The following is a 20,706-nucleotide window of genomic DNA, read 5'->3' as shown; positions in this document are numbered from 1 at the left end:
GCCGGGCGGCCGTCGATCGACCCCGAGCTGATGCTGCGGATGCTGCTGGTCGGTTACCTGTTCGGCATTCGGTCCGAGCGTCGGCTGTGCCAGGAGGTGCACCTCAACCTTGCCTATCGCTGGTTCTGTCGCCTCGATCTCGGCGACGCAGTCCCCGACCACTCGACCTTCTCGAAGAATCGTCATGGTCGCTTCCGCGCGTGCGATCTGTATCGCCTGCTGTTCGAGCAGGTGGTCGCGCGATGCGCCGAAGTCGGACTGGTCGCGGGCCGCGAGCTTGCCGTGGATGGCAGCACGAGGTACTGTCAAACTAACCAGAATCTGGTTATTTTTAGTCCGATAACGCCTCATGGACCGGGCAGAGGGGGAGAACGCGGGGCGGATTAAACGAGAACAAAACAAGTAATTGAACGGCCAAATTGCACGGGTAACCAGATAGGAAAATGGCTGCCCCGTTGCTTTGACAGTGCCCCGTGCCGCATTCCCTCAGGCCGCGTTCCACTGGATCAAAGGCAGTGGCCACTATTCGATCTGGGACAAGCCGCGAGAAGTCGCGGACATCATACTCGAAGGGACCGGACCTGATTAAGTCTGCAATCGGGCCGCAGCACGAACCCGCTGCGCGGGATTGGCGCTCGCGGTGAGGTAAGTACAGGCATTCGAGCGCTTCGCCTGGTTTGAGCCGTGACCGCCCCGGGAAAAACATTTCGACTCCTTCAATCGGTACTGTCAAACCAACCAGAAGCTGGTTAGTTTTGGCCAAATAGCGTTTGATGGACCGTGAGAAGGGCAAGAACGACGGGCGAACTAAAAAAGAACGGAACGAGCAATTGGATGACCAGATCGCACGGCTAACCAGATAGGAAAATGGCTGCCCCGTTGCTTTGACGGTGCCCGCCAGTCAGGTAGGCGCGCTCTACGCTCCTGAAAACAATCGCCGCGCTGACGCCTTTCAGGTCTATTATATCGGCATCAATGCAGGCGTGATCATCTTGCCACTGATCTGCGTAACACTGGGGGAGAAGGTTGGTTGGCGCTGGCGCGGCGACGGCAACGGACGATGGATTTCCTTCAACGAGAGTAACTTCGTCATGCCCGCTTTGACGAGTCAGTCCCGACTGCCCCGCGAATGCAACTTGCCCTTGGTTTGTGCGAATTTTTCCCATCCGTTCGCCACCAGTGCCGCTCCATCGGACCGACCGTCATCATTAAGGACCGCGACCACTTTCTCGTAACGGCGAGACAAAAGGCGCGTTGGCAAATGATCGCCCAGCCCGTCGAGGGACAGTAGGAAGATGTCTTCCGCGCGATCCCTCCATGTCAACGGGAGGCGTGGGAATCCCTCGGTGAGCGCGTGTAATACTTCGCCCAGCGTTTGATGCTGCATCGACTCAGAAGCAGCAATCAATATTGATTCAAAACCGTCGAACACCTGATCCGCGACATTATCGGGATAGAAGACGCGGCTTTCGTATGATCTTTGCGGAAGCAGCTGCTCCGAATTCGACCACTGCCAGAGAAGCTCGAACAAAGCCTGGCACGACGCTTTGGCGGCACTCGGATTGGATTTCGCGGTCGATGTCGAAGTCCAACCGATGATCGTCAACTGGCTGACGCCGTAAGCCGCGTCTTGCGCCAGGTCACGCTGCTCTTCGACCACCAGGGCGCGTCGGATGCATGTCTTGGTTTCGGGCGTCAGCGCCAAACCCGTAGGGACAAGCGCCAACACACCGTGCAACGGGACGTAGTCACCGAGCGAAGGCCGAATTTCGATCGACAGGGACGGGTCTTTCGTTGTCAGGCGAAGCAGTGCGTCGATATCGACTCGACGCAAATAGCCATTCACGTGGCTTAGGATCGGCGTAGTATTTCCAGGCCTGGAGCGGGACTGCTGGGTTTTGGCTAGCCAATCGATCTGGCGTCGACGCGTGCCGAGCGCCGCGACGGCGATCGATTGAATGATGCTCGATGCCCGCGTCTGGTCAACCGTCGTGTAAATAAGGGTGACCAGAGCGCACAACGCAACCGCGACGATGATGATCGCGATGGTGCCGCTGATCACAGGTCGGTGCTCGCTGGTCGTCAGGACCAAAATCAAAACAGTGTAGAGCGAAGCGCCGACGAAAAATCCGAAATAGGCCTGGTTTGATCGGCGTTGCAGATACTGATCGAATACCTGGCTCGTGAGTGAGGACGCGCCTTGCTGGACCGCGAGCAGCAGGATGGAAAAGGTGATCGACGTGACAGTGATGAGGCTGCCTGCGAGCGTTTCGAGCAGGTCGGTCGCGGAGTCGACGTTGCCGACGTAGCGATCGAGCAACGACCAGATGGGACCCCAGTCATCGCGCGGTCCGGCACTCTCATCGATCGCGTGAGCCGCGAACGCCAGTGCTAAAAAACCGATAACGACCAGAAGCGGGACCGTGAGGAAGTCCGAGAAGGAGCGGCGCAGCCGTTCCAAAATGCGACCCGTTTTTTGCATTTCAGCCAATATCTAACTACCTGCTGTTACAAAGCGATCAACCTCGATGCCTAACGTTAGCCGCTCTGCTGACTAAAAAAAGGGTTGCCGTCTACTTCCGACGACAACCCTTTCCTATCGCTTTTACAAATTAAGCCTACATATCGTCGCCGAGCTTTCCCTTAACCGTACCCGAAACGTCCTGAGCCGTGCCCTTAGTCTTTTGAGCTTTGCCCTCGGCTTCGAGATCATGATTGTCGGTCGCATCGCCAATGGATTCCTTGACGTTACCGGCAACCTTGTTACCTGCAGCTTTTGCCTTATCGGTAAACTCACCCATCTATTTTCTCCTGGAGTTGAAAGTTTCGACGATGCGATATCGCCGCCGTAGCCTATTTTCCAACGTGGCACGGCCGATCGGGTTCCGCGATAGCCCTCAAGGGCGCGGCATTCCTGCCCGGTATTTCTCGTCGAAATGTGATCCCGTGCTTCGGGTCAGCGCTCGGAACGAAGAGTAACGATCCGTGTGTCGGGGTTGGGAAGCGCCACGTCGGCTGATTTGAACGCTTCCAGAACCGCGGCGCGGACTGCCGATCCGGTATTCTTGAAGTCCCCCCGGCGAGAGTCGGTCCAGAACGTCACCTTGATAAACAGATCGTCCGCACCCAGCTCATCAAGGCGAACGACGGGCGGTGGCGTTTCGAGCACGCCTTTCGCCGCGCGGGTGGCGGTCTCAATCGCGGTCACCGCCTTGCGGAGATCGGTGTCGTAACCGAGCCAAACGCCCACGCTGCCGCGCCGTACGGGATCGGCGGTGTTGTTGACAATTCTGGACGTGAACACTTCGGCATTCGGGACGAGCATGACACGGCCATCATAAGCACGCAGACGGGTCGCGCGCAGTTCGATCCGCTCAACGCTGCCTTCGAGTTCACCGATCACGATCTGATCGCCGATCTTGAACGGCCGAAGGGTGAGCAGCAGCAGGCCCGAGACGAAATTGGACAAGATATCCTTCAACGCAAAGCCAAGCACGATACCAGTCAGGCCGAGTCCAGCCGCGACCGTTGTTGGATCGAAGCCGAGCGCGTCAACGGCCACGAAGAAGCCGAGCGCGAGGATGGCGTAGTAAGTGAGCTGCTTGATCAGGCTCTCAACCGTCACGTCGTCAACCGTGCGCCGGAAAATCAGCCGGAGAAGCGCGCGAACCCCGCGAGCGAACATCCAGAAGATCAGGATTACCGCCAGCGCGGCGATGGCTCGGGGGATGATGCGGAACACGGCTTCGGTCAGACGACCGAACGCCGCCTCGGCCGACGCCCTCGTCTCCGCGCCGAAGCGTCCTCCCCAGCTGAGCCGACGTTCCCGCGCCCTGGTGAGCGATCGGTCGAGTGCGAGCGCCCACCGTTTAGCCAGTGCTGGCTGGGTCGTGACATTATCCTCGGCATCCCTATCGGTGATTGTCACGACCGGGATGCCCGATACACTCACTGACCAGCCACTCGGAGCTTGGCGCGCAACAGGCGGCGCCAATGCGTTGAGATTGCGCAGCAGCCCTGCGAGCCGCGCCTCGATCCTGCGGGCGCGGGTGCTCGCGTCGTCCCCATCGGTGGCCGGTCCGACCTGGAAGACCGCATTGCCGTCCAGCCGGACCGTCGAGACATCACTTTGCGCGACCGCGGGAACGGCGATGAGCAGGGCGCAGGCAAGTATGATCCAGCAGAGCAGCCGCATCACGGCGTCATTCCGCTCTTCGCGGTCGAGGCCGTGAGCGCGGCATTCCTACGATGTGCCTCGAAGCTCTGCGCCTCCACGAAGACGCGGGTGACCTCCGGATGCGCTGATTTGATGACTCGCTCGATATTGGAGACGGTCATCTCGACATTTTCGGCGGATAAGCGATCTATGAAGTCGAGGCTGAGCGTGACCAGAACGTCTCGCGGACCGAAATGCATCGTCAGGAGCTCATTCACCCGTTCCACGCCGCTACCCCGCGCCGCGATGGCGTGGATGCTCTCCCGGACCGTTTGGGACACCCCTTCGCCCGTCAACAGGCTCTGGCATTCATACGCAAGAAACGCAGCGGTCGAGGCGAGAATTAGACCGATGATGACCGATGCAACACCGTCCAAAACAGGTAGCTCGAGCGCCTGCGACAGATAGATGCCGATCAGCGCCGTGAACAGTCCGAGCAGTGCAGCGGAGTCCTCGAAGAGTACCGTAAAGACGGTCGGGTCCTCGCTGCGGCGAATCGCCTCGAACCAGCCCCGATCTCCCTTCTCGATCCGAAAGGCGCGGAGCGCCACGATCCACACCGCCCCTTCAAAGAGCAACCCGAGCGTCAGAACGGTATAGCTGATCCAGGCATTGTCGATCGGGTGCGGGCACTGGATCTTCTGTATGCCCTCATAGATCGAGATGCCGGCACCCAGGCCAAAGATTAGGATTGCGACCACGAATGCCCAGAAATAGAGGCGCAACCCGAAACCGAAGGGGTGACCGGGGGTAGGCGGCTTCGTCGACTGTTTGATCCCGTGCAGCAGCAGGAACTGGTTCCCAGTATCGACCAGCGAGTGGACGCCTTCGGACAGCATCGCTGACGATCCGGTGAACCATGCAGCGATGAACTTGGCGGCGGCGATCAAGGCATTGCCGCCAAGCGCCACATAAATCACCTTCTTGGAATCGTGTACGGCCATTGCTCGCTTCAACTTTCTAACATGTCACGACTAACGCTTGAAATAGGAGTGACCGCGAGGACTGGCCACCGTTCGGAATTTGTCAGACAGAAGTCGGGCATCGTGTGATGTCCCGGCGGAGGACGCAGGTGTGCTCGCCATATGGTGCCTTACCGTGTGATGGTGCTCCGGCGCGCAGTATCGTCGGGTGACAATCTACGGTGGAGTTCGTTCAGCTCCTCTTGGTTACATGGAAGTAGATCAGACGATGAGCGAAAAACCGTGTAGAGGGTAGTTCGTGGTGGCAAACCTGTCCGGAAAGCTAGGCAACGCGGCCGTCCCATGATCTGATCGCCGCCACTGCGTTCCTCGGCGGCGCGCTGCTGCTGGGTGCGATCGCTTTGCGCGTCGCCTGCCGATATGTTCTGCCTGAGCTGGCGCCGCTGCTTGCAACCAATATCTCGCCGCGATGGATGGCGCTTGAGTTCGCGGGGGTGGCCGCGCCGGTCCTGGAGGCCAACCTTGTCAGGTTATCGACTTGTAGACTGTGAGCCCGAGGACGAGGAAAATGACGGCGATCACGACCGCGATCCAGAATAGGATTTTGGCGATTCCCCACGCTGCGCCCGCCAGACCGCCAAAGCCCAATACGCCCAGTATGAGTGCCGCGATGGCGAAAATTGCTGCCCATTTCAGCATGGTTCGTGTCCTTCGTGATACGGTGCCTGTTGTGTATATGCCAACGTGGCGAGCTACGAGGCGTTCCATCTCTACTCCTGAAGCTCCGGTCGAACTGATTTGCACCGTGTGCACGTACCAAAGAGGAACCGCAAAACGCTATGACTGGAGTCTCGACACCGGACGGCGGCAGCGCGGACCATTTGCCAAACAAAAAACGCGGCAGGTTACGGCTCTTCGTCGGTGTCGGTCCGGGTCCCGCGGTGACAGACCGGATGCTTCAAGTCGTGGACGCTCTGCAAGAGGCCGGGAGGGAAGTCGTCGTCGCAGTTCGCCCGGAATCACGTCGCCAAACGGCACTACCTAGGGACGTCACCGTTGGAACAATGGAGCAGAACGGGCAAGCGGGTGAGCCAGACCTGGAGCTCGACGAACTCCTGGCCAAGTGTCCCGCAGCTGTCGCCGTGACAGACCTTGCCCATGACAACCTTCCCAACGCGCGGCACCGACGTCGCTGGCAGGACGTGGAGGACCTACTCGCCGCTGGAATAGATGTTTTCACGACCGTGGACGCGGCCAGTCTCGCCAGCATGAAGGATGTCGCTGAGGCCATCACCGGCACGTCGGTAGATCGAACCGTGCCCGATGCCCTGTTTGATGCCGCGGAGTTGGAAGTGGTCGACAGCGCAACGTCGCCGGAGCAGGGACGGGTTCTAAGCCAGCCTGCTACAAGCGGCCTTCGGGTCCTCACCCTGCGTCGCGCTGCGCTGGCGATCGATCACCAAATCGATGCCCACCAAGAAGGCGCGCCGGGATCTTTGGTACAGGCAATGGACCGTGTGCTCGTCGCGGTCAGTGGCTCTAGGAACGGGCCGGCGCTGATCCGCGCGGCAAAGCGGCTCGCCACTGCGCTTCACGCGCCCTTTCACGCCATTCATGTGGAAACCCCGCGCGGAGAGCGCGACCTCACTGCAAGACGGCGGGCGGCCGACGCGCTTGGACTGGCGGCAAAACTGGGAGCAACGATTAGCACCGTACCCGCCACCGGCGTGGCCAAAGGTATCGACCATCATCTCCTCGCGTCGCCCGCGTCCCACCTGGTTCTGGGCGGTTCGTCTGCTCGCGGTCTGGCGCGCATGTTCTTCCGCTCCCTGCTCGCGGACATGCTCGAGCGTCATCGGGGCCTTTCTTTACATGTCCCGTCGCAAGGGTCCGACGAAACCGAAATGTCCTCGCCGCCCGTCCCCCTTGCCAAGGGCAGCCGGCCAGGAACGCCTCCGGTTCATTATCTTTACGCGGTCGCGATGGTCGCGGCGACCATTGCCACAGCCGAGTTATTGCGGGTGCTCGCCGGTGCTCGGGGCTTGAACCTGCTGTTCCTTCTTCCCGTCATCGCCGCAGCGGCGCGGTTCCGCATAGGGCCGGCGCTCGTTGCCGCAATTGCGTCGATTTTCTGCGTGAACTTCTTCCTGCTCGCGCCCGAATTGTCGTTGAAGCTGGCAGCACCGCAAAACGTCGTGCTGGTCGCCGTGCTTGGCGGGGTAGCCGTTTATACCAACCTGATCACGGCGCAGCTGCGAGGCGGAGCCACGCTCAGCGCCAGGAGCGCTCAGGAAAATGCCGGTCTAGTGAGCTTCGCACAAGGATTGGCGCGCGCGTCCGACTGGGAAGAAACCGCGCGCTGTGTATGCCGTGAAATATCCAGCCAGCTCAACGTCCAGGCGGTCATGCTGCGCGAGAAGGATGGTGACCTTGCTGTTACGGCCAGCTGTCCCGCGGATGCAAAATGGGGCCCTATCGACCAAGCCGCACTCGATTGGTGCTGGCACGAAGGTCAGGCGACCGGCAGCGGGACCATGACGCTAGCCGCGGGCGAATGGCGGTTCGAACCTCTCAAAACGTCGTTGGGGACCTTGGCCGTTCTCGGTATCGTACGGGATGATGGAAGGAACCCGATCAGCGCCGACAGGAGTGTCCTTTTCGCCACTCTCGTCATTCAGGCTGCCCTGGCGCACGAGCGCCTGAAGCTCGAAGACGGTCTCCGGCGAGGCAGTATAATCTAAAAACAGAATGGTAAAACGGGAAGATGAATAATAATATCGTCGCCCTGTGATAAATCTCAGCTCTTCCAGTATGCCGAAATGACAATATTAGCGTTGCGCCCTTTGTTATTGGAAGTTTGACCTGTGAAGTGATTCGTTCAGACGCCGCTTATCACTCGGGTTGCCTCCAGCCCATCCAGCTGCTACCGGGATCGCCCGTAAATTTTGCCGGCTAACAATGAATTCGACCAGACACTTCGCATGGCCAATTTCGCTTGTTTTCGCACTCTTGGGGGCAATCACCCTTGCGGCCAAGTCGTCGCATTGGGGGACGACATTAATCTTCACAGCGGTCGCGATCGGGCTGGCCATCGTTCTGCTCGTGGCGCTGCTCCGCGACTGAGCATGAAGATGCTGCTTTTTAGATCTTAGCGTATTTGATGTTGGCTGGATCTGCGTAAAAGACCCCGCTTTCACCCGAAATGGTCCTTTAATAGCTCTGGAATTGATCGTGAATCCTGGCTAGGTAGATTGGCAAGTTTGGTGGTAGATTGCACGTTGCATTGTTGAATCGGGTTTCGTCGGCAGTCTTTGTTGCTGGCTTTTCTGTTGCGGGTTGCGTTCCGAGGATGGAACCGCCCAGGCATGCGACCCCTGTGATGACGGCGCCTTCGCCGCTGCCACTTTCCGTCGCAGGTCCGTCGATGGTTCCGAAAATCGGGCGGCTTCATTCGCCAGCAGATCTTCTCAATGCGATCCAGGCGCTTGGCACGGTCTTCCACGGCCGCGTTGCTATCACAGTGCGTGACATCGACGAGGGTTGGGCTGTCGCATATCATGGCGATACGCTCTTTCCCCAGCAAAGTGTCAGCAAGCTTTGGGTCGCCATCGCGGTGATGGAGGCCATCGATCGTGGAACGCTATCACTCGCTGATCCCGTGACAGTGCGACGTTCGGACCTCACGGTCTTTCATCAGCCGATCCGACCGCTTGTTGGCAAGAACGGTTATCGGACGACGATCGCCAAGTTGCTCGAAGGCGCAATGACGCACAGCGACAACACCTGCAATGACGTGCTGCTTTGGAAGGTGGGGGGGCCGCCAGCGATCCGCCGGATGCTCCAGCGCAAGGGAATCAAAGATGTCGGCTTCGGACCTGGAGAACGCATCTTGCAGGCAAAGACCGCCGGTCTGACGTGGCGTCCGGAATGGGCGGGTGGTTGGGGATTTCTGCAGGCCCGATCGAAGATGACCTACGAGGCGCGCAGCCGCGCGCTGACGCGCTATCTAGCCGCCCCCTATGACGGGGCATCCGCGAACGGCGTGACGCTTGGTCTAGCCCTACTGAATCGCAACGCCCTATTGAGCCGGCGCTCCACGGCATACCTCCTGTCGCGGATGCGCGCGAGCAAGACCGGCCCGCTCAGACTGCGATCAGGGCTTCGATCAGGCTGGACGCTCGCGCACAAGACGGGGACCGGTCAGGATCTGGGCAGTCTATCGACAGGCTATAACAATGTCGGTATCCTGCGCTCACCGAATGGGCACTACTATGCCGTCGCCGTCATGATCGCGAGTACGCGGCGTCCGATCCCCGCCAGAATGCGATTCATGGGAAATGTTACAAGAGCTGTGATTCGTGTCGTCGGCACGTCGCATTAGGCCGGATTAACTTTCGCACGGGGCGAACTGATTGTCGTTGTCGTCAGGCGTGCGATTCGTCCCGACGTGCAGTAACACGTCATAAGGTGTTATCGAGACCATCATCGTGATTACGTCCGCTCGGATCGAACTCAGCCGTCTGGACAGCTAAACAGCAGCAAATTGCGCAATACGGCTGGCGGTCCGGTGCGGACGACCTTAATCCGTTACCGATGGCAAAGACCCGACCAGCGTGAGCTTGGCGCAGATCGCAACGTTGTTGGTACTCGTCGCGGTCGTCGTGGCGCTGGCATCGGAGCAAGTTCGCGCTGACCTCGTGACCTTAACCGGTGCGGGCGTTCTGTGCCTGCTCGGTATAGCGCAGGTGGACGACGTCCAGACGAGCTTCGCCAGCCCTGCGATCCTCGCGCTTGCCTCGTTGTTCGTGATGATCGAGGCGCTGCACCTGACCGGCGCGATCGGCGTGCTGTTCACCTGGGCCGAGCGGTTGGTCGAACGTATTGGCAAACGTGCGCTGCCGGTCCTGATCGGCGGAGCAGGCGCACTGTCGGGCTTCATGAACAACACACCGTTGGTGGTACTCGGCACATCGGTGTTGCAGCAGACCGCACACCGGCAGGGCTGGCCAATCCGCCGCCTGCTGATCCCCTTGTCCTATGCGACAATCTTGGGCGGCACCTGCACGTTGATCGGTTCGTCAACGAACCTGCTGGTTGATGAGATGGTGCGCAAGGCGGGGCTGCACGGCTTCAGCCTGTTCGAGATGAGCGGTGTCGGCCTTGCCATGGCAGCAGTTGGTGCGCCCTATCTGGCATTGATCGCGCCACGCCTGATTGCCGTCAGTGCAGGCGGCGAAGAGGAGGAGACCGTGCCGCGCGAGATGCTGCCGTTTCATCCGGTGCGTGCCTTCGTCACGCTCGCGGTACTGGCGATGGTGATTGGCGGCGCGGTAGGCGGGCTACCGATCGCGATTGCAGCGTTCGTGGGCGCAATCGTGTTGATCGCGGCGCGCATCCTCACGCCCGACGAGGCCTATGCAGCGGTGAAGCCGCAGCTGCTGGTGATGATCGCTGGAATGCTCGTGATCGGCGCGGCAATCGATCGAACGGGGCTCGGAGCGATGGCTGCGCAGTTGCTCTCGGGGATTACCGAAAGATTCGGTCCGTGGACCGCGCTCGCCATCATCTACCTGACGACGCTAATCCTAACCGAGTTCATGTCGCACGCGGGTGCGGCCGTGCTGATTACCCCGATCGCGATCGGCATTGCGCAAGACATGGGCGCCGATCCACGACCATTCGCGGTGGCGGTGATGATGGCCGCGAGTGCGTCGTTCCTGACCCCGTTCGGTTATCAGACCAACACGATCGTCTATCATGCCGGCGGCTATCGCTACGGCGATTTCGTCAAGGTCGGCTTGCCGTTGACGCTGCTTACGGCAAGCGCGGCGTTGTTCGCGATTCCGTATTTTTTCCCGTTCTGACGGGCGGGGCGCCGCTATTGCCGCCGCTATTTTCCGACGCAGGCAGCGTGAGCTCCAATGGCTGACCGCGCCTTAGCAATGCGAGCGATATCGCATCGCCTTCCCCGAATGTCATGGCATCGATATCGACGCTTCGAGCGACGGCCTTGCCATCGATGCTGATAATGACGTCGCCGACTCGCGCGCCGGCGTCGGCAGCAACGGACCCAGGCACCACCAGGGCTATGTATGCGCCACGCTGATCGGCTTCGTCTGTGAAGCGCATGGCCAGCGCAGGTGTAAGATTGTCCGCGATTATCCCCAGTGGGCTGGAGTCCAGCGTCCCACGCTGGATGGCGTCAATCCGTCGTATGCCGATGCCCGCAGGAAGTATGAAGCGCGCTGGTGCGCCCTGCTCGGGTTGCATACCGAGCCCGGCAATACCGATGACGCGACCCTGTTCGTTGAACACGGGCGCGCCAGCGCCCGAACGGCCGAGATCGGGGCGAAGTTCGAGATAATTTGCGCGCGCATCGCCGACCATCATGGAATCGGCGGCGATCGTGCTCACGTCGGCTACGCAGCCATCCGCAGAGGGTGACGACACCGCAACCACCGGCTCGCCCGCCCGGGGAAACGACGAACCGGCGAAGCGCAGGAAGGAAAGCCCGTCCGCTTTGATCTTGAGAAGTGCGATGCCGGTTAATGGATCATCACCGAGGCGCGTCGCGGCGAAGCTGCGGCCGTCGTTAAGCGAGACGACGAGCGAAGTCGCGCTGCCAATTGCCCGGCTGGCGGCCGCGACGCTGCCGTCGGCCGCCGTCAGGAACCCGGTGGCGGATATTGGCGGTATGGGGTTAGCCAGCGCATCGCTTGCACCGGACTTGCGGGTTGTCGCGGCTGATTTCCCTTCGACGGAGGCGGTATTCGTAGCCTCGGGCGCGGCGGTGATCCGCACGATCGCCGGGCAGACGCGCACCACGAGATCGGCAAAGGTCTGCAAGCCTGGCTTGGCCCCGACCGCTCCTGGGGGATTATCAACCGCCTTCCGCTCGACCACCACCACTTTGGGCCAAAGGGTCGAGGCGAGATATCCCGCCGCGACCAGCATCCCGACGAGCGCGATGACAGCACCCGTTATTGTCGCCGATCGCCTCGTCCGTTCCGACAATCCGCTTCTCCCGCCGTCTGCCACTACTCTACCTAACGGCAGTCGCTTTGTATTGGGAGGCCGGATGCACCGCCAACTCCGTCCCTCGACATGCCTATCGTCAACACACACCTTGGTCAGCAGGGAAATTTACGCGATAGGCCCATTAAGATGACCACACCGCGCGCCTTCTCGTTCCTGAAATCCCTTCGGCTGCAATTCCGTTCGAGCGAGGCCGCGCTGATCGTGCTCGCAATCCTCGTCGGGCTCGGCGCTGGATCGCTGACTCTCGTACAGGCCGGGATCGCGCATCTGATCCAGCAGATGTTTTACGGTGCGGAGATCGATCGACTGAGCGCGTCATCGGCTATTCCGCCGCTCCGTCTACTGGCGCTGCCGATTGGCGGGGCACTGCTGGCGGGTCTCGCCTACGCGACGCGCCGACGGGCGCATGCTCCAATCGACGTTGTCGAGGCCAATGCACTTCACGGCGGTGCGATCCCCTTCAAAGACAGCGTTCTCGTTGCCGCGCAGACGATTATTTCGAACGGCACGGGGGCTTCGGTCGGTCTCGAAGCAGCGTATGCGCAAATGGGTGGCGGATGGGCCTCGATTCTCGGGCAATGGTTACGACTGCGACGCGCAGACATGCGCATTCTCGTTGGCGCGGGGGCAGGGGCGGCGGTGGGAGCGGCGTTCGGTGCTCCCCTCACCGGAGCATTTTATGCATTCGAGATCGTCATCGGCGCCTACACGCCTGCTGCGATCGCGCCGGTCGCCGCGGCGGCACTCGCCGCTGTCCTGACGATCCGGGCATTCGGCTTGCCCGCATATCTGATTGCGCTGCCCAGCGCGCACGCGATCACTACGACCGATTATTTTATCTACGCAGCGCTCGGCGTGGTGTGCGCCGTCGTCGGCATCCTCCTGATGCGAACGGTGACGGTTATCGAGACGCGGGTTCGTCGATCATCAATTCCGGATGCCGTCCGGCCCGTGATCGGAGGACTCCTTCTGATACCGATCGCCTGGTACTCCCCGCAGGCGCTTTCAGCCGGGCATGGCGCGCTCCATCTTGACCTGACGGTGCAGATCAGCCTCGGCTTTCTCGCCACCATTCTTTTCCTGAAAATGTCGGCTTCGGCGATTTCGCTGGGATTTGGATTTCGCGGCGGTCTGTTTTTCGCGTCATTGTTTCTTGGCTCCCTTTTGGGGCAGATTTATGCCGGGTTGTTCGCCTTGGTTCCGGGCTTCGTTCAGATCGATCCCACCGACGCTGCACTGGTCGGCATGGCGGCGCTCGCTGTATCGGTGGTCGGCGGGCCTATGACGATGTCGATGCTCATTTTAGAGTCTACCCATGATTTCGCGCTGACCGGTACCGCGATTACCGCTGCCTTGTGTGCCAGCACGCTGGTGCGGGAAAAGTTCGGGTTTTCCTTCTCAACCTGGCGTCTTCACACGCGCGGCGAAAATATCCGCAGCGCGCGCGACGTCGGCTGGGTGAAGAGCCTCACCGCCGGTCGGATGATGCGCTCCGGCCTTCCGACCGTCGAGCAATCGACCAGCGTGGAAGAATTTCGGCGACGGTTCCCGCTCGGGGCTGTCAGCCGGGTGGTGCTCACCGCGCGCGAGGGTAGCTATGCCGGTTTGGTGCCAACGCCGGCCGCGTTTGCCGCCGATGTTGATGTGACAGCGTCTGTTGCGTCTCTCGCAACACTCCAGGATAGCATGCTTAAACCCGATCAGGATATCGTTGCCGTCATGAAAGCCTTCGAGGATTATGAGGCCGACGATCTGGTCGTGGTAGACGCGAGCCAGCAGGTTCTCGGGATTGTAGGCGAAAAATATGTCCGCCGGCGCTATGTCGCCGAAATGGAAAAGGCGCTGCGCGAGCTGTTCGGGGAAAGTTAGGTGGGGTGAGCCGGGACATCAGTCGGCGTGAACGCTCGGGGGATATTCACCGCTAGCCCGAAATAATTCGCCCGCAGTAAAAAGTGAGGATATCCCGCCCTTGAATCTCGATCGCATTTCGGCTGCCCAGGTCACAGCAGCGAGCCTAGTCGCCCTTACGCTTCTGGTTGCCGGGGCGATTATCGGCGCGATTTTTTGGCCGCGCGTGGTAAAAGTCGAGCGACGTGTCGTTGCACCAGCCATGAATGCTGCGGGGTTCGTCCCCGCGATTCAGTCCGTCGCCGATCTCGTCCAGCAGAAATGTCCGGCGATCGTGGCAATTGAGCAGGAAGCGGAGGGGGCTACATCGAACGCTGCCGCCGTTGTCGTTCAGCACAGGAAAACGGCGCAACCGGTCGTCGATGGCGGTCCGCAGCGATCGGTCGGCTTCCTCGTTTCCGCCGATGGCTATGTGGTCGCCAACGGTGATCGACTTGGTGCCGTGGGCACAATCCACATCCTGCTGAACGACGGGCGGGTTCTGGACGCAATGAGGATGGGGAGCGATCCGGTGTCCGGCCTTTCCCTGCTAAAGATCGAGGCGTCAGGACTTTCATTTCTGAGCTTTGCCGGACCTAGTTTCCCGAGAGTGGGGGACTGGTCCGTTGCCATCGCTTCGCCGAATGGAAGCGGCTGCACAGCTACTGTCGGCACCGTAAGCGGGGACTCGCTTGCCGAGGGCGCGACACTGCGCACCTTTGTTCGCTTGCAGCCTTCGCTCGATCCCTCGATGGCTGGCGCTCCCCTGTTCAACCTGGATGGCGCTGTCATGGGGATCGCAGGCGGTGAATTGCAGGACCCTTCTCCCGATGAGGCGAATTCGATCCTTCCCGCAGGGACGGCCCAGCGAATTGTGAGCCAGTTGCTACGCAGCGGAAAACCCACCGAGAACCAATTCGGTATCGTGGCGGATGACCTGACCCCTAATCTTGCGGCACGGATCGGCGCGGATCGACAACGCGGCGCAGTCGTTTCTCTTATCGAGCAAGGTTCTTCCGCCGACATAGCGGGCCTGCGGGCCGGGGATGTAATTCTTGCGGTTAATAGTACGCCAGTATCGGGCGCATCGGAGCTCGCTCGGGCGCTAGACGCCGAAAACCAAAAGGTGTCACTGGATGTGGTCAGAAAATCTGGGAGGCTCGTCCTGACGTTGGAAGAGACTAAGCCTCGATAAAATCGAGCAAGCGACGTCAGGACTGCACCTCGCCGGTCTTTGCTGCACGCTTCCCTAGTATCATCTGCGCCGCTTGCTGACGCCAGCGGAATGCCAATCGCTTCATTGCATTCTCTGATCAGATATGTGGCGCCATCGGAAAAAATATCGGCCGGTCTGATCATGTTCGCACTCAGCGGCAGGTTATCGCGTCGTCGGGCAAGGGTGCATATGTTGCTTAGTTGACGGGCAAAAGGACGCAGGCGCCGGACTCGGGGAGTTTTCACAGGAGCACACGCGCTCGAGCAGCCGCCGGATATTGACCCCGCGTGGCAGATGCGCGAAGTGGACCAAATGCAAACACGCCTGTCTTTTGTGCTTGTCGCCCTTGTCGCGCTTGCCGCCTGCAACGGTCAATCATCACCCGAAGTTGTGGACACCAATCCGGATCCGATGGCTAAGCAGCTTGCCAACGCTGCTCCGGTCGAATTACCGGCCGCGATCAAGGCGGAGCAGGTGTTTCGCTGCAAGGATAATAGCCTAGTCAAGGTCACTTTCTTTAGCGGTGACAAGAAGGTGTTCGTGCGGTCAGGAGCGACGGGGCCTCGGATAATATTAAGGGCTGCCGTATCTGGCGACCCATTTGTTGCTGAGGGCGGCTGGAGCCTTGTGGGAGATACTGCAACGATCAAGCTAACGAAGCCGGGGAAAATGGAGCTGACTTGTCGGTCGTGATATAGATGTTATTAATGACTAGAATTGCGCGTAGATATTGGATATTTTTCAAAACCAGTATACCGGCAGACAAATCTCGGCTCTTTTGGATCTAGGCCTGTCCGGGCCTCCTTTATGAGGATATGCGTCTAATATCCTGCGTGTTAAAATGAAAGCCACTCCACATGCGAAGGGTTATGTTCTTTATCGGCGCGGGCATAGTTGTTCTGGCAACGCCGAGCTCGGGGAACGTGCCAACATTCGATACGGCGGCGCGCTTTGCCATCATGGAAGATCTTTCATCTGGCTTGATCCTTTACCAAAAGAACGCTGACACGCCTATGCCGCCCGCATCGCTGGCGAAAATGATGACCGTGTACGTTGCATTCGATATGATCAAAAAGGGTCAGTTGAAGCCCGACGATGTGATGACGGTTCGGCCAGAAACGTGGCAAAAGTGGCATGGTCAGGGATCCACTATGTTTCTGTCAGCCGGGGAGCGAGTAAGTGTACGCGATCTGATTTACGGGATCATCACGCTATCTGGAAATGATGCGTGCGTCGTGCTCGCCGAAGGCATTGCGGGGACAGAGCCAGCTTTCGTCTCATTGATGAACGATCGCGCTAGCAGACTAGGACTAACGGGTTCGCACTTTGGCACCTCGAACGGCTGGCCGGATAACGACGCCACTTACGTTACTGCGCGCGATTTGGCAAAACTAGCATCATCTACCATCGTAACGTTTCCGTCGCTCTACAAGCAATATTACTCAAAGCCCAATTTCACGTGGGGAGCAACTGCGGCTGGTGCGGCGATTACACAAGCTAACAGAGATCCGCTACTGGGCCGGGTTAGCGGTGCAGATGGTCTGAAGACTGGTCACACAGAGGAAGCCGGCTACGGCTTTACTGGGTCTGCCGATCAGCAGGGACGCCGACTGGTCATGGTACTGGCGGGCATGAACTCATGGAATGAGCGCGTGTCAGATTCTGTCAATTTCATGGAATGGGGGTTTCGCGCCTGGACTCGTAAAATGGTCGTCAAGCAAGCCAAGGAAGTCGGGTACGCCCAGGTCCAGCTGGGCGATAAGCAGTCAGTCGGGCTTGTCGCGCCGCGCGATCTCAGCGTGACAGTGCCAGCCGGATCCGAGCCGGTTTTGAACGCAAAAATAGTATATGATGGACCACTGAAGGCACCAATCGTGGCTGGAGCTCATGTTGCCGATCTAGTGGTTTCTACCGGGTTCACCCCGCCGCAAGTACTTCCGTTGGTAGCTGAAGCAAATGTCGGAACAGCAGGATTTTTTGATCGGGTGAAAGCTGGATTTTTGTCGATGTTCGCAGGCTGACGGGAGCATCGGGCGAGCATTGTATGCTAAAACCTCCGAGCGCGCATACTTTAATGGTGGCCGCCAAAGTCGGTTGCCGACAGTATCTATCGGGAAGAATCCGGCCCCCCTTCTCCGATCAAAGGTAGAACCGCGACGGACAAAATTGATGGCACCGCGATCACTTTCGTCGAACCGATCGTCACGAAACGGTCATTAGGTGTTTAGTCCCGGAATTAGCTGGCGCAGTGCTTCTGATCCTCCTGCGGATCATATCCGCGGGCGAGGCGAATGGTGGCCTGGTATTGTCAAACCGGTTTCTGGGTCGTTCGGGCTGAAGCGGGTCCAAAACGGCCCACTCTTTGCCCGAACTCGTGGCCTAGTCTGAAGTTCGGGCAAGCCTCGCCAGTTCGCGCCTTGAGCGGCGTTTACTTCGGCTCCCGCTTGACTTTAGCTGTCTTCGCGTTGTTCGGACTGGCTGACCTTCGAGACTTCGACCTGGAACTTTCCCACGCCGCGGAGGGTGAATTCCACAGTGCGCGACATTGAGGTTTCCTCCCCCACGAACTGCTTGTGCGTGTGAACCAGCAGCGCTTGCTCAACGACCGTCTCGCCTACTTTCAGTGCGGAGCTATCCCTCAGCCGCTTCCGCCGCTGGTCGAAAACAAGTCGCCAGGAGAGGCCTCCCAAAAAGCCGAGGACGCAAACCATGATCATGGAAGTATACACTGCGTCGAAAGTCCTCTTGGAAGGCGCCGCGGCCGGAGAGAGCCTCCACACCGAGCGCGCACCAGCTATCCCTGGTGTCGTATGTAATTGCGCGCGAAGATGGTCAATCTAGCCGGCGCACCGGGGCTGGTTCCAGGCGCGCCGTTGTGCCGCTAAGTGTAAATAAGCGTGGAAGCGGGACCCTCGCCAAACCCAAGGTAACAGACCGTAAAGTCAAAAGAATATGAGAGCAGAGGGGTCCCGATCAGCGCCGATCGGGAATCCCTAAAAATTCATATTATTCTCCGTTTTCATATAGTTAAGCTGCAAGCTGATAGGGCCCCGCTTCGACGATTATCCACACTTTTGACGTTCGGCCAAGACTCTGGCGGCACCGGCGTGAAGGGTCACGATGCCGCGCAATACGCGAAGCCCTGCTGCCCCCTTCATCGCCAAGACGCCGCGGAGCTGAAAACCGGCGTCCGTGCACGATCGCAGAGCAGGGTTCAGCCGGGAACGACCCATATACCGACCAGCGCCGCGAGGGCGGTCAGCGCCAGACTGCCATTGATGCCGATCAACAGCGCGGGCGGGAGGCGCCGAACATCCGGCATAGGCGGTGGCGCCCCGGGATCGAGCTCGCGCCAGACGCCGGCCATAAAGCAGAAGGCGCTGAACAGGATCAGCAGCGAGGCGGTGGCGCCAGCGAGACGTGGATCGACCACGTTTTCCAGCAGCGCTTTCGCCCCCACGCCGGCTACGAGCGCCGAAAGGCCGGTTCGCACCCATGCGGCATAGGTGCGTTCCGCGGCAAAAATGGTGCGGTCGGCGGCGAGTTGCGATCGCCGATCTGCACTGTCGGTCTGCAGGACCGCGCTTTCCTTCAATTCGCTCGCACTCTCCGCCAGTTCGGCGTGCGCGCGTTCCGCTCGGCGGCTGTCTGTCATACGCGACTGATCACAAATTCCTGGCGCTCGGTCGAGCGTTATCTTGCTGCGCGTCGACTCGTCGGTGCCGCGAGCGGGCGCTGTCTGATGGGGTGGACGCCCCGCGACGGCATTTTGTGCCAAAGTAGGTGTGTCGATCACCTATGAGCAGGAGGCGTCCGTGGGAGAAGTTTGCACAATCGGGTTGGACATCGCGAAGAGCGTTTTTCACGCGCATGGCGCGGATGCGACAGGGCAGCAGGTGTTCAGCCGGCGGATCACGCGCGGCAAGGTTCTGGAGTTTTTCGTCGGTCAGCCTCCTTGCCTGGTGGCGATGGAGGCGTGCGCAGGGGCACATCACTGGGCGCGCGAGTTGACCCGTATCGGTCATGCAGTTCGGCTGATCCCGCCCACCTACGTGAAGCCATTTGTGAAGCGCCAGAAGAACGATGCTGCGGATGCCGAGGCGATCAGTGAAGCGGCAGGGCGGCCGAACATGCGGTTTGTGGCGGTGAAGAGCGAGGAGCAACAGGCTTCGGCGCTCGTATTCCGCACCCGTGNGTGTTCAGCCGGCGGATCACGCGCGGCAAGGTTCTGGAGTTTTTCGTCGGTCAGCCTCCTTGCCTGGTGGCGATGGAGGCGTGCGCAGGGGCACATCACTGGGCGCGCGAGTTGACCCGTATCGGTCATGCAGTTCGGCTGATCCCGCCCACCTACGTGAAGCCATTTGTGAAGCGCCAGAAGAACGATGCTGCGGATGCCGAGGCGATCAGTGAAGCGGCAGGGCGGCCGAACATGCGGTTTGTGGCGGTGAAGAGCGAGGAGCAACAGGCTTCGGCGCTCGTATTCCGCACCCGTGATCTCCTGGTCAGGCAGCGTACCCAGATGATCAACGCGATCCGCGGGCACATGGCGGAGTATGGCTGGGTCGCTCCCCGCGGTCCCAGCTGGGTGTCGATGCTCGGCGGCTTGGTGGAGGGTGAGGTTGGCGCTTCGCTCCCGCCAGCGGCGCGCGACATGTTCCGGATGATGCTCGGCGTGCTGGAGGGTCTGGACCAACGGATTGCCGAGCTCGACAAAGAGATCGCCRGGCGAGCGCGTGAGGATGCGGTCGCGCGCAGGTTGATGACCATACCCGGGATCGGACCGATCGCGGCCACGGCCATCGCGGCGCTGGCGCCCGCAGCAGAGACATTTCGGAAGGGGCGGGACTTCGCGGCTTGGCTAGGCCTCACGCCGCGACAGAACTCGACTGGCGGCAAACCCAGACTCGGACGGATCTCGAAGATGGGAGACCGTACCCTGCGGCGCCTATTGATCATTGGCGCCAGCGCGGTGGTCCAGCATGCCAGCCGGCGCGGTGCCCCTCAAGGTTCGTGGCTGGCCGGCATGTTAGCGCGCAAGCCGCGCATGCTGGTCAGTGTGGCACAAGCGAACAAGACGGCACGGATCGTCTGGGCCGTGCTGATGAGAGGTGAGGATTACAGAGCTCCGGTGCCCGCGGTGTAAGCCACGGGTCATCAGAGGTCGTCGTAGGGCGGCAAGTGGTCGAAGGAGGGCATGGCGCACAGTCGGTGAGACGGGATTGGTAAACCAGGATTTGGTTTTGTGCCTCGAGCACGTCTGTCTGATCTGGATCCGATCCGCGAACTCCCATGCAGGCCTGCAGCATCGAACGCTGCTCCAAAGGCCGGACAGATGACAGCATCCGACCAAGCGCAATGCATCTCCAGATTTTGCTTGCTTCCCGAGGGGCGTCCACAGAAAACCAAATGCACCGATCGTTAAGCGG

Annotated in this window: 15 protein-coding genes and 3 pseudogenes; 10 read left to right on the top strand and 8 right to left on the bottom strand. The window is 60.1% G+C overall.

What is annotated here, in order from left to right; translation table 11 throughout:
• Positions 1 to 294, top strand: a pseudogene (locus tag EAH84_RS14915) (transposase); the annotation flags it as partial.
• An 814-nt stretch (positions 295 to 1,108) separates the two neighbouring features.
• On the opposite strand, the gene EAH84_RS16460 reads toward EAH84_RS14915, so the two are convergent.
• The 5 genes from EAH84_RS16460 to EAH84_RS14885 form a co-directional block, all read right to left on the bottom strand.
• Complete coding sequence (locus EAH84_RS16460) at positions 1,109 to 2,482, bottom strand: DUF2254 family protein (protein WP_161978421.1); 1,374 nt, start codon at positions 2,480 to 2,482, stop codon at positions 1,109 to 1,111.
• Between the two features lie 136 nt (positions 2,483 to 2,618).
• Positions 2,619 to 2,801 carry a CsbD family protein gene (locus tag EAH84_RS14900; protein ID WP_140872775.1) on the bottom strand — a complete coding sequence of 61 codons (183 nt, stop codon included), beginning with the start codon at positions 2,799 to 2,801 and terminating at the stop codon, positions 2,619 to 2,621.
• A gap of 155 nt (positions 2,802 to 2,956) precedes the next feature.
• Complete coding sequence (locus tag EAH84_RS14895; protein WP_140872779.1) at positions 2,957 to 4,195, bottom strand: mechanosensitive ion channel family protein; 1,239 nt, start codon at positions 4,193 to 4,195, stop codon at positions 2,957 to 2,959.
• Positions 4,195 to 5,160, bottom strand: coding sequence for a cation diffusion facilitator family transporter (locus EAH84_RS14890; RefSeq protein ID WP_140872774.1), 966 nt, complete (start codon positions 5,158 to 5,160; stop codon positions 4,195 to 4,197). The genes EAH84_RS14895 and EAH84_RS14890 overlap by 1 nt, the downstream gene beginning before the upstream one ends.
• Positions 5,161 to 5,664: 504 nt before the next feature.
• Positions 5,665 to 5,838, bottom strand: a complete 174-nt coding sequence (locus tag EAH84_RS14885; protein ID WP_140872773.1) for a DUF1328 domain-containing protein — start codon at positions 5,836 to 5,838, stop codon at positions 5,665 to 5,667.
• A 140-nt stretch (positions 5,839 to 5,978) separates the two neighbouring features.
• Here EAH84_RS14885 and EAH84_RS14880 point away from each other — a divergent pair, with 140 nt between their 5' ends.
• The 3 genes from EAH84_RS14880 to EAH84_RS14870 all read left to right on the top strand — a co-directional run bounded on the left by EAH84_RS14880 (position 5,979) and on the right by EAH84_RS14870 (position 11,003).
• Positions 5,979 to 7,880, top strand: a complete 1,902-nt coding sequence (locus EAH84_RS14880; RefSeq protein ID WP_140872772.1) for a DUF4118 domain-containing protein — start codon at positions 5,979 to 5,981, stop codon at positions 7,878 to 7,880.
• Positions 7,881 to 8,518: 638 nt separating this feature from the next.
• Complete coding sequence (locus EAH84_RS14875) at positions 8,519 to 9,520, top strand: serine hydrolase (protein ID WP_140872771.1); 1,002 nt, start codon at positions 8,519 to 8,521, stop codon at positions 9,518 to 9,520.
• Between the two features lie 232 nt (positions 9,521 to 9,752).
• Complete coding sequence (locus tag EAH84_RS14870; protein ID WP_140872770.1) at positions 9,753 to 11,003, top strand: SLC13 family permease; 1,251 nt, start codon at positions 9,753 to 9,755, stop codon at positions 11,001 to 11,003.
• Here the strand turns inward: EAH84_RS14870 and EAH84_RS14865 are convergent.
• Positions 10,954 to 12,093 (bottom strand): S1C family serine protease, encoded by a 1,140-nt coding sequence (locus tag EAH84_RS14865; protein ID WP_140872769.1) that lies wholly within the window; start codon positions 12,091 to 12,093, stop codon positions 10,954 to 10,956. The two genes, EAH84_RS14870 and EAH84_RS14865, sit on opposite strands and share 50 nt — an antisense overlap.
• A gap of 210 nt (positions 12,094 to 12,303) precedes the next feature.
• On the opposite strand from EAH84_RS14865, the gene EAH84_RS14860 reads away from it, so the two are divergent.
• The 4 genes from EAH84_RS14860 (at position 12,304) to EAH84_RS14845 (ending at position 17,301) form a co-directional block, all read left to right on the top strand.
• Positions 12,304 to 14,046 (top strand): chloride channel protein, encoded by a 1,743-nt coding sequence (locus EAH84_RS14860; protein ID WP_140872768.1) that lies wholly within the window; start codon positions 12,304 to 12,306, stop codon positions 14,044 to 14,046.
• Positions 14,047 to 14,146: 100 nt separating this feature from the next.
• On the top strand, positions 14,147 to 15,259 hold the full coding sequence (locus EAH84_RS14855) for a S1C family serine protease (protein WP_140872767.1): 1,113 nt from the start codon (positions 14,147 to 14,149) through the stop codon (positions 15,257 to 15,259).
• Positions 15,260 to 15,574: 315 nt separating this feature from the next.
• A complete protein-coding gene (locus EAH84_RS14850; protein WP_241656641.1) occupies positions 15,575 to 15,973 on the top strand; it encodes a hypothetical protein in 399 nt (132 codons plus the stop codon).
• Positions 15,974 to 16,149: 176 nt separating this feature from the next.
• Complete coding sequence (locus tag EAH84_RS14845) at positions 16,150 to 17,301, top strand: D-alanyl-D-alanine carboxypeptidase family protein (RefSeq protein ID WP_241656640.1); 1,152 nt, start codon at positions 16,150 to 16,152, stop codon at positions 17,299 to 17,301.
• Positions 17,302 to 17,730: 429 nt separating this feature from the next.
• Here EAH84_RS14845 and EAH84_RS14840 read toward each other — a convergent pair whose 3' ends face one another.
• Together EAH84_RS14840 and EAH84_RS14835 are read right to left on the bottom strand one after the other, a co-directional pair.
• Positions 17,731 to 17,997, bottom strand: a complete 267-nt coding sequence (locus EAH84_RS14840; protein ID WP_140872765.1) for a hypothetical protein — start codon at positions 17,995 to 17,997, stop codon at positions 17,731 to 17,733.
• Between the two features lie 497 nt (positions 17,998 to 18,494).
• The gene (locus tag EAH84_RS14835; protein WP_140872764.1) at positions 18,495 to 18,935 is read right to left on the bottom strand and encodes a YidH family protein; all 441 of its coding nucleotides are present in this window, start codon (positions 18,933 to 18,935) and stop codon (positions 18,495 to 18,497) included.
• Between the two features lie 160 nt (positions 18,936 to 19,095).
• On the opposite strand from EAH84_RS14835, the pseudogene EAH84_RS14830 reads away from it, so the two are divergent.
• A pseudogene (locus EAH84_RS14830) lies at positions 19,096 to 19,427 on the top strand (IS110 family transposase); the annotation flags it as partial.
• A gap of 24 nt (positions 19,428 to 19,451) precedes the next feature.
• Positions 19,452 to 20,423 (top strand): annotated as a pseudogene (locus EAH84_RS14825) (IS110 family transposase); the annotation flags it as partial.
• Positions 20,424 to 20,706: the final 283 nt, after the last annotated feature.

Origin of the sequence: Sphingomonas oligophenolica, from assembly GCF_006438955.1 — a bacterium.
GTDB lineage: Bacteria > Pseudomonadota > Alphaproteobacteria > Sphingomonadales > Sphingomonadaceae > Sphingomonas > Sphingomonas oligophenolica_A.
This window is presented reverse-complemented; position numbering and strand designations above follow the sequence as displayed.

Excerpts from the sequence above, each read along its gene's own strand:
- EAH84_RS14835 (WP_140872764.1), bottom strand. The coding sequence starts at position 18,935 with ATGACAGACAGCCGCCGAGCGGAACGCGCGCACGCCGAACTGGCGGAG.
- EAH84_RS14850 (WP_241656641.1), top strand. The coding sequence starts at position 15,575 with ATGCGCGAAGTGGACCAAATGCAAACACGCCTGTCTTTTGTGCTTGTC.
- EAH84_RS14895 (WP_140872779.1), bottom strand. The coding sequence starts at position 4,195 with ATGCGGCTGCTCTGCTGGATCATACTTGCCTGCGCCCTGCTCATCGCC.
- EAH84_RS14880 (WP_140872772.1), top strand. The coding sequence starts at position 5,979 with ATGACTGGAGTCTCGACACCGGACGGCGGCAGCGCGGACCATTTGCCA.
- EAH84_RS14890 (WP_140872774.1), bottom strand. The coding sequence starts at position 5,160 with ATGGCCGTACACGATTCCAAGAAGGTGATTTATGTGGCGCTTGGCGGC.
- EAH84_RS14840 (WP_140872765.1), bottom strand. The coding sequence starts at position 17,997 with ATGATCATGGTTTGCGTCCTCGGCTTTTTGGGAGGCCTCTCCTGGCGA.
- EAH84_RS14845 (WP_241656640.1), top strand. The coding sequence starts at position 16,150 with ATGTTCTTTATCGGCGCGGGCATAGTTGTTCTGGCAACGCCGAGCTCG.
- EAH84_RS14875 (WP_140872771.1), top strand. The coding sequence starts at position 8,519 with ATGACGGCGCCTTCGCCGCTGCCACTTTCCGTCGCAGGTCCGTCGATG.
- EAH84_RS14900 (WP_140872775.1), bottom strand. The coding sequence starts at position 2,801 with ATGGGTGAGTTTACCGATAAGGCAAAAGCTGCAGGTAACAAGGTTGCC.
- EAH84_RS14865 (WP_140872769.1), bottom strand. The coding sequence starts at position 12,093 with ATGCTGGTCGCGGCGGGATATCTCGCCTCGACCCTTTGGCCCAAAGTG.
- EAH84_RS16460 (WP_161978421.1), bottom strand. The coding sequence starts at position 2,482 with ATGCAAAAAACGGGTCGCATTTTGGAACGGCTGCGCCGCTCCTTCTCG.
- EAH84_RS14885 (WP_140872773.1), bottom strand. The coding sequence starts at position 5,838 with ATGCTGAAATGGGCAGCAATTTTCGCCATCGCGGCACTCATACTGGGC.
- EAH84_RS14860 (WP_140872768.1), top strand. The coding sequence starts at position 12,304 with ATGACCACACCGCGCGCCTTCTCGTTCCTGAAATCCCTTCGGCTGCAA.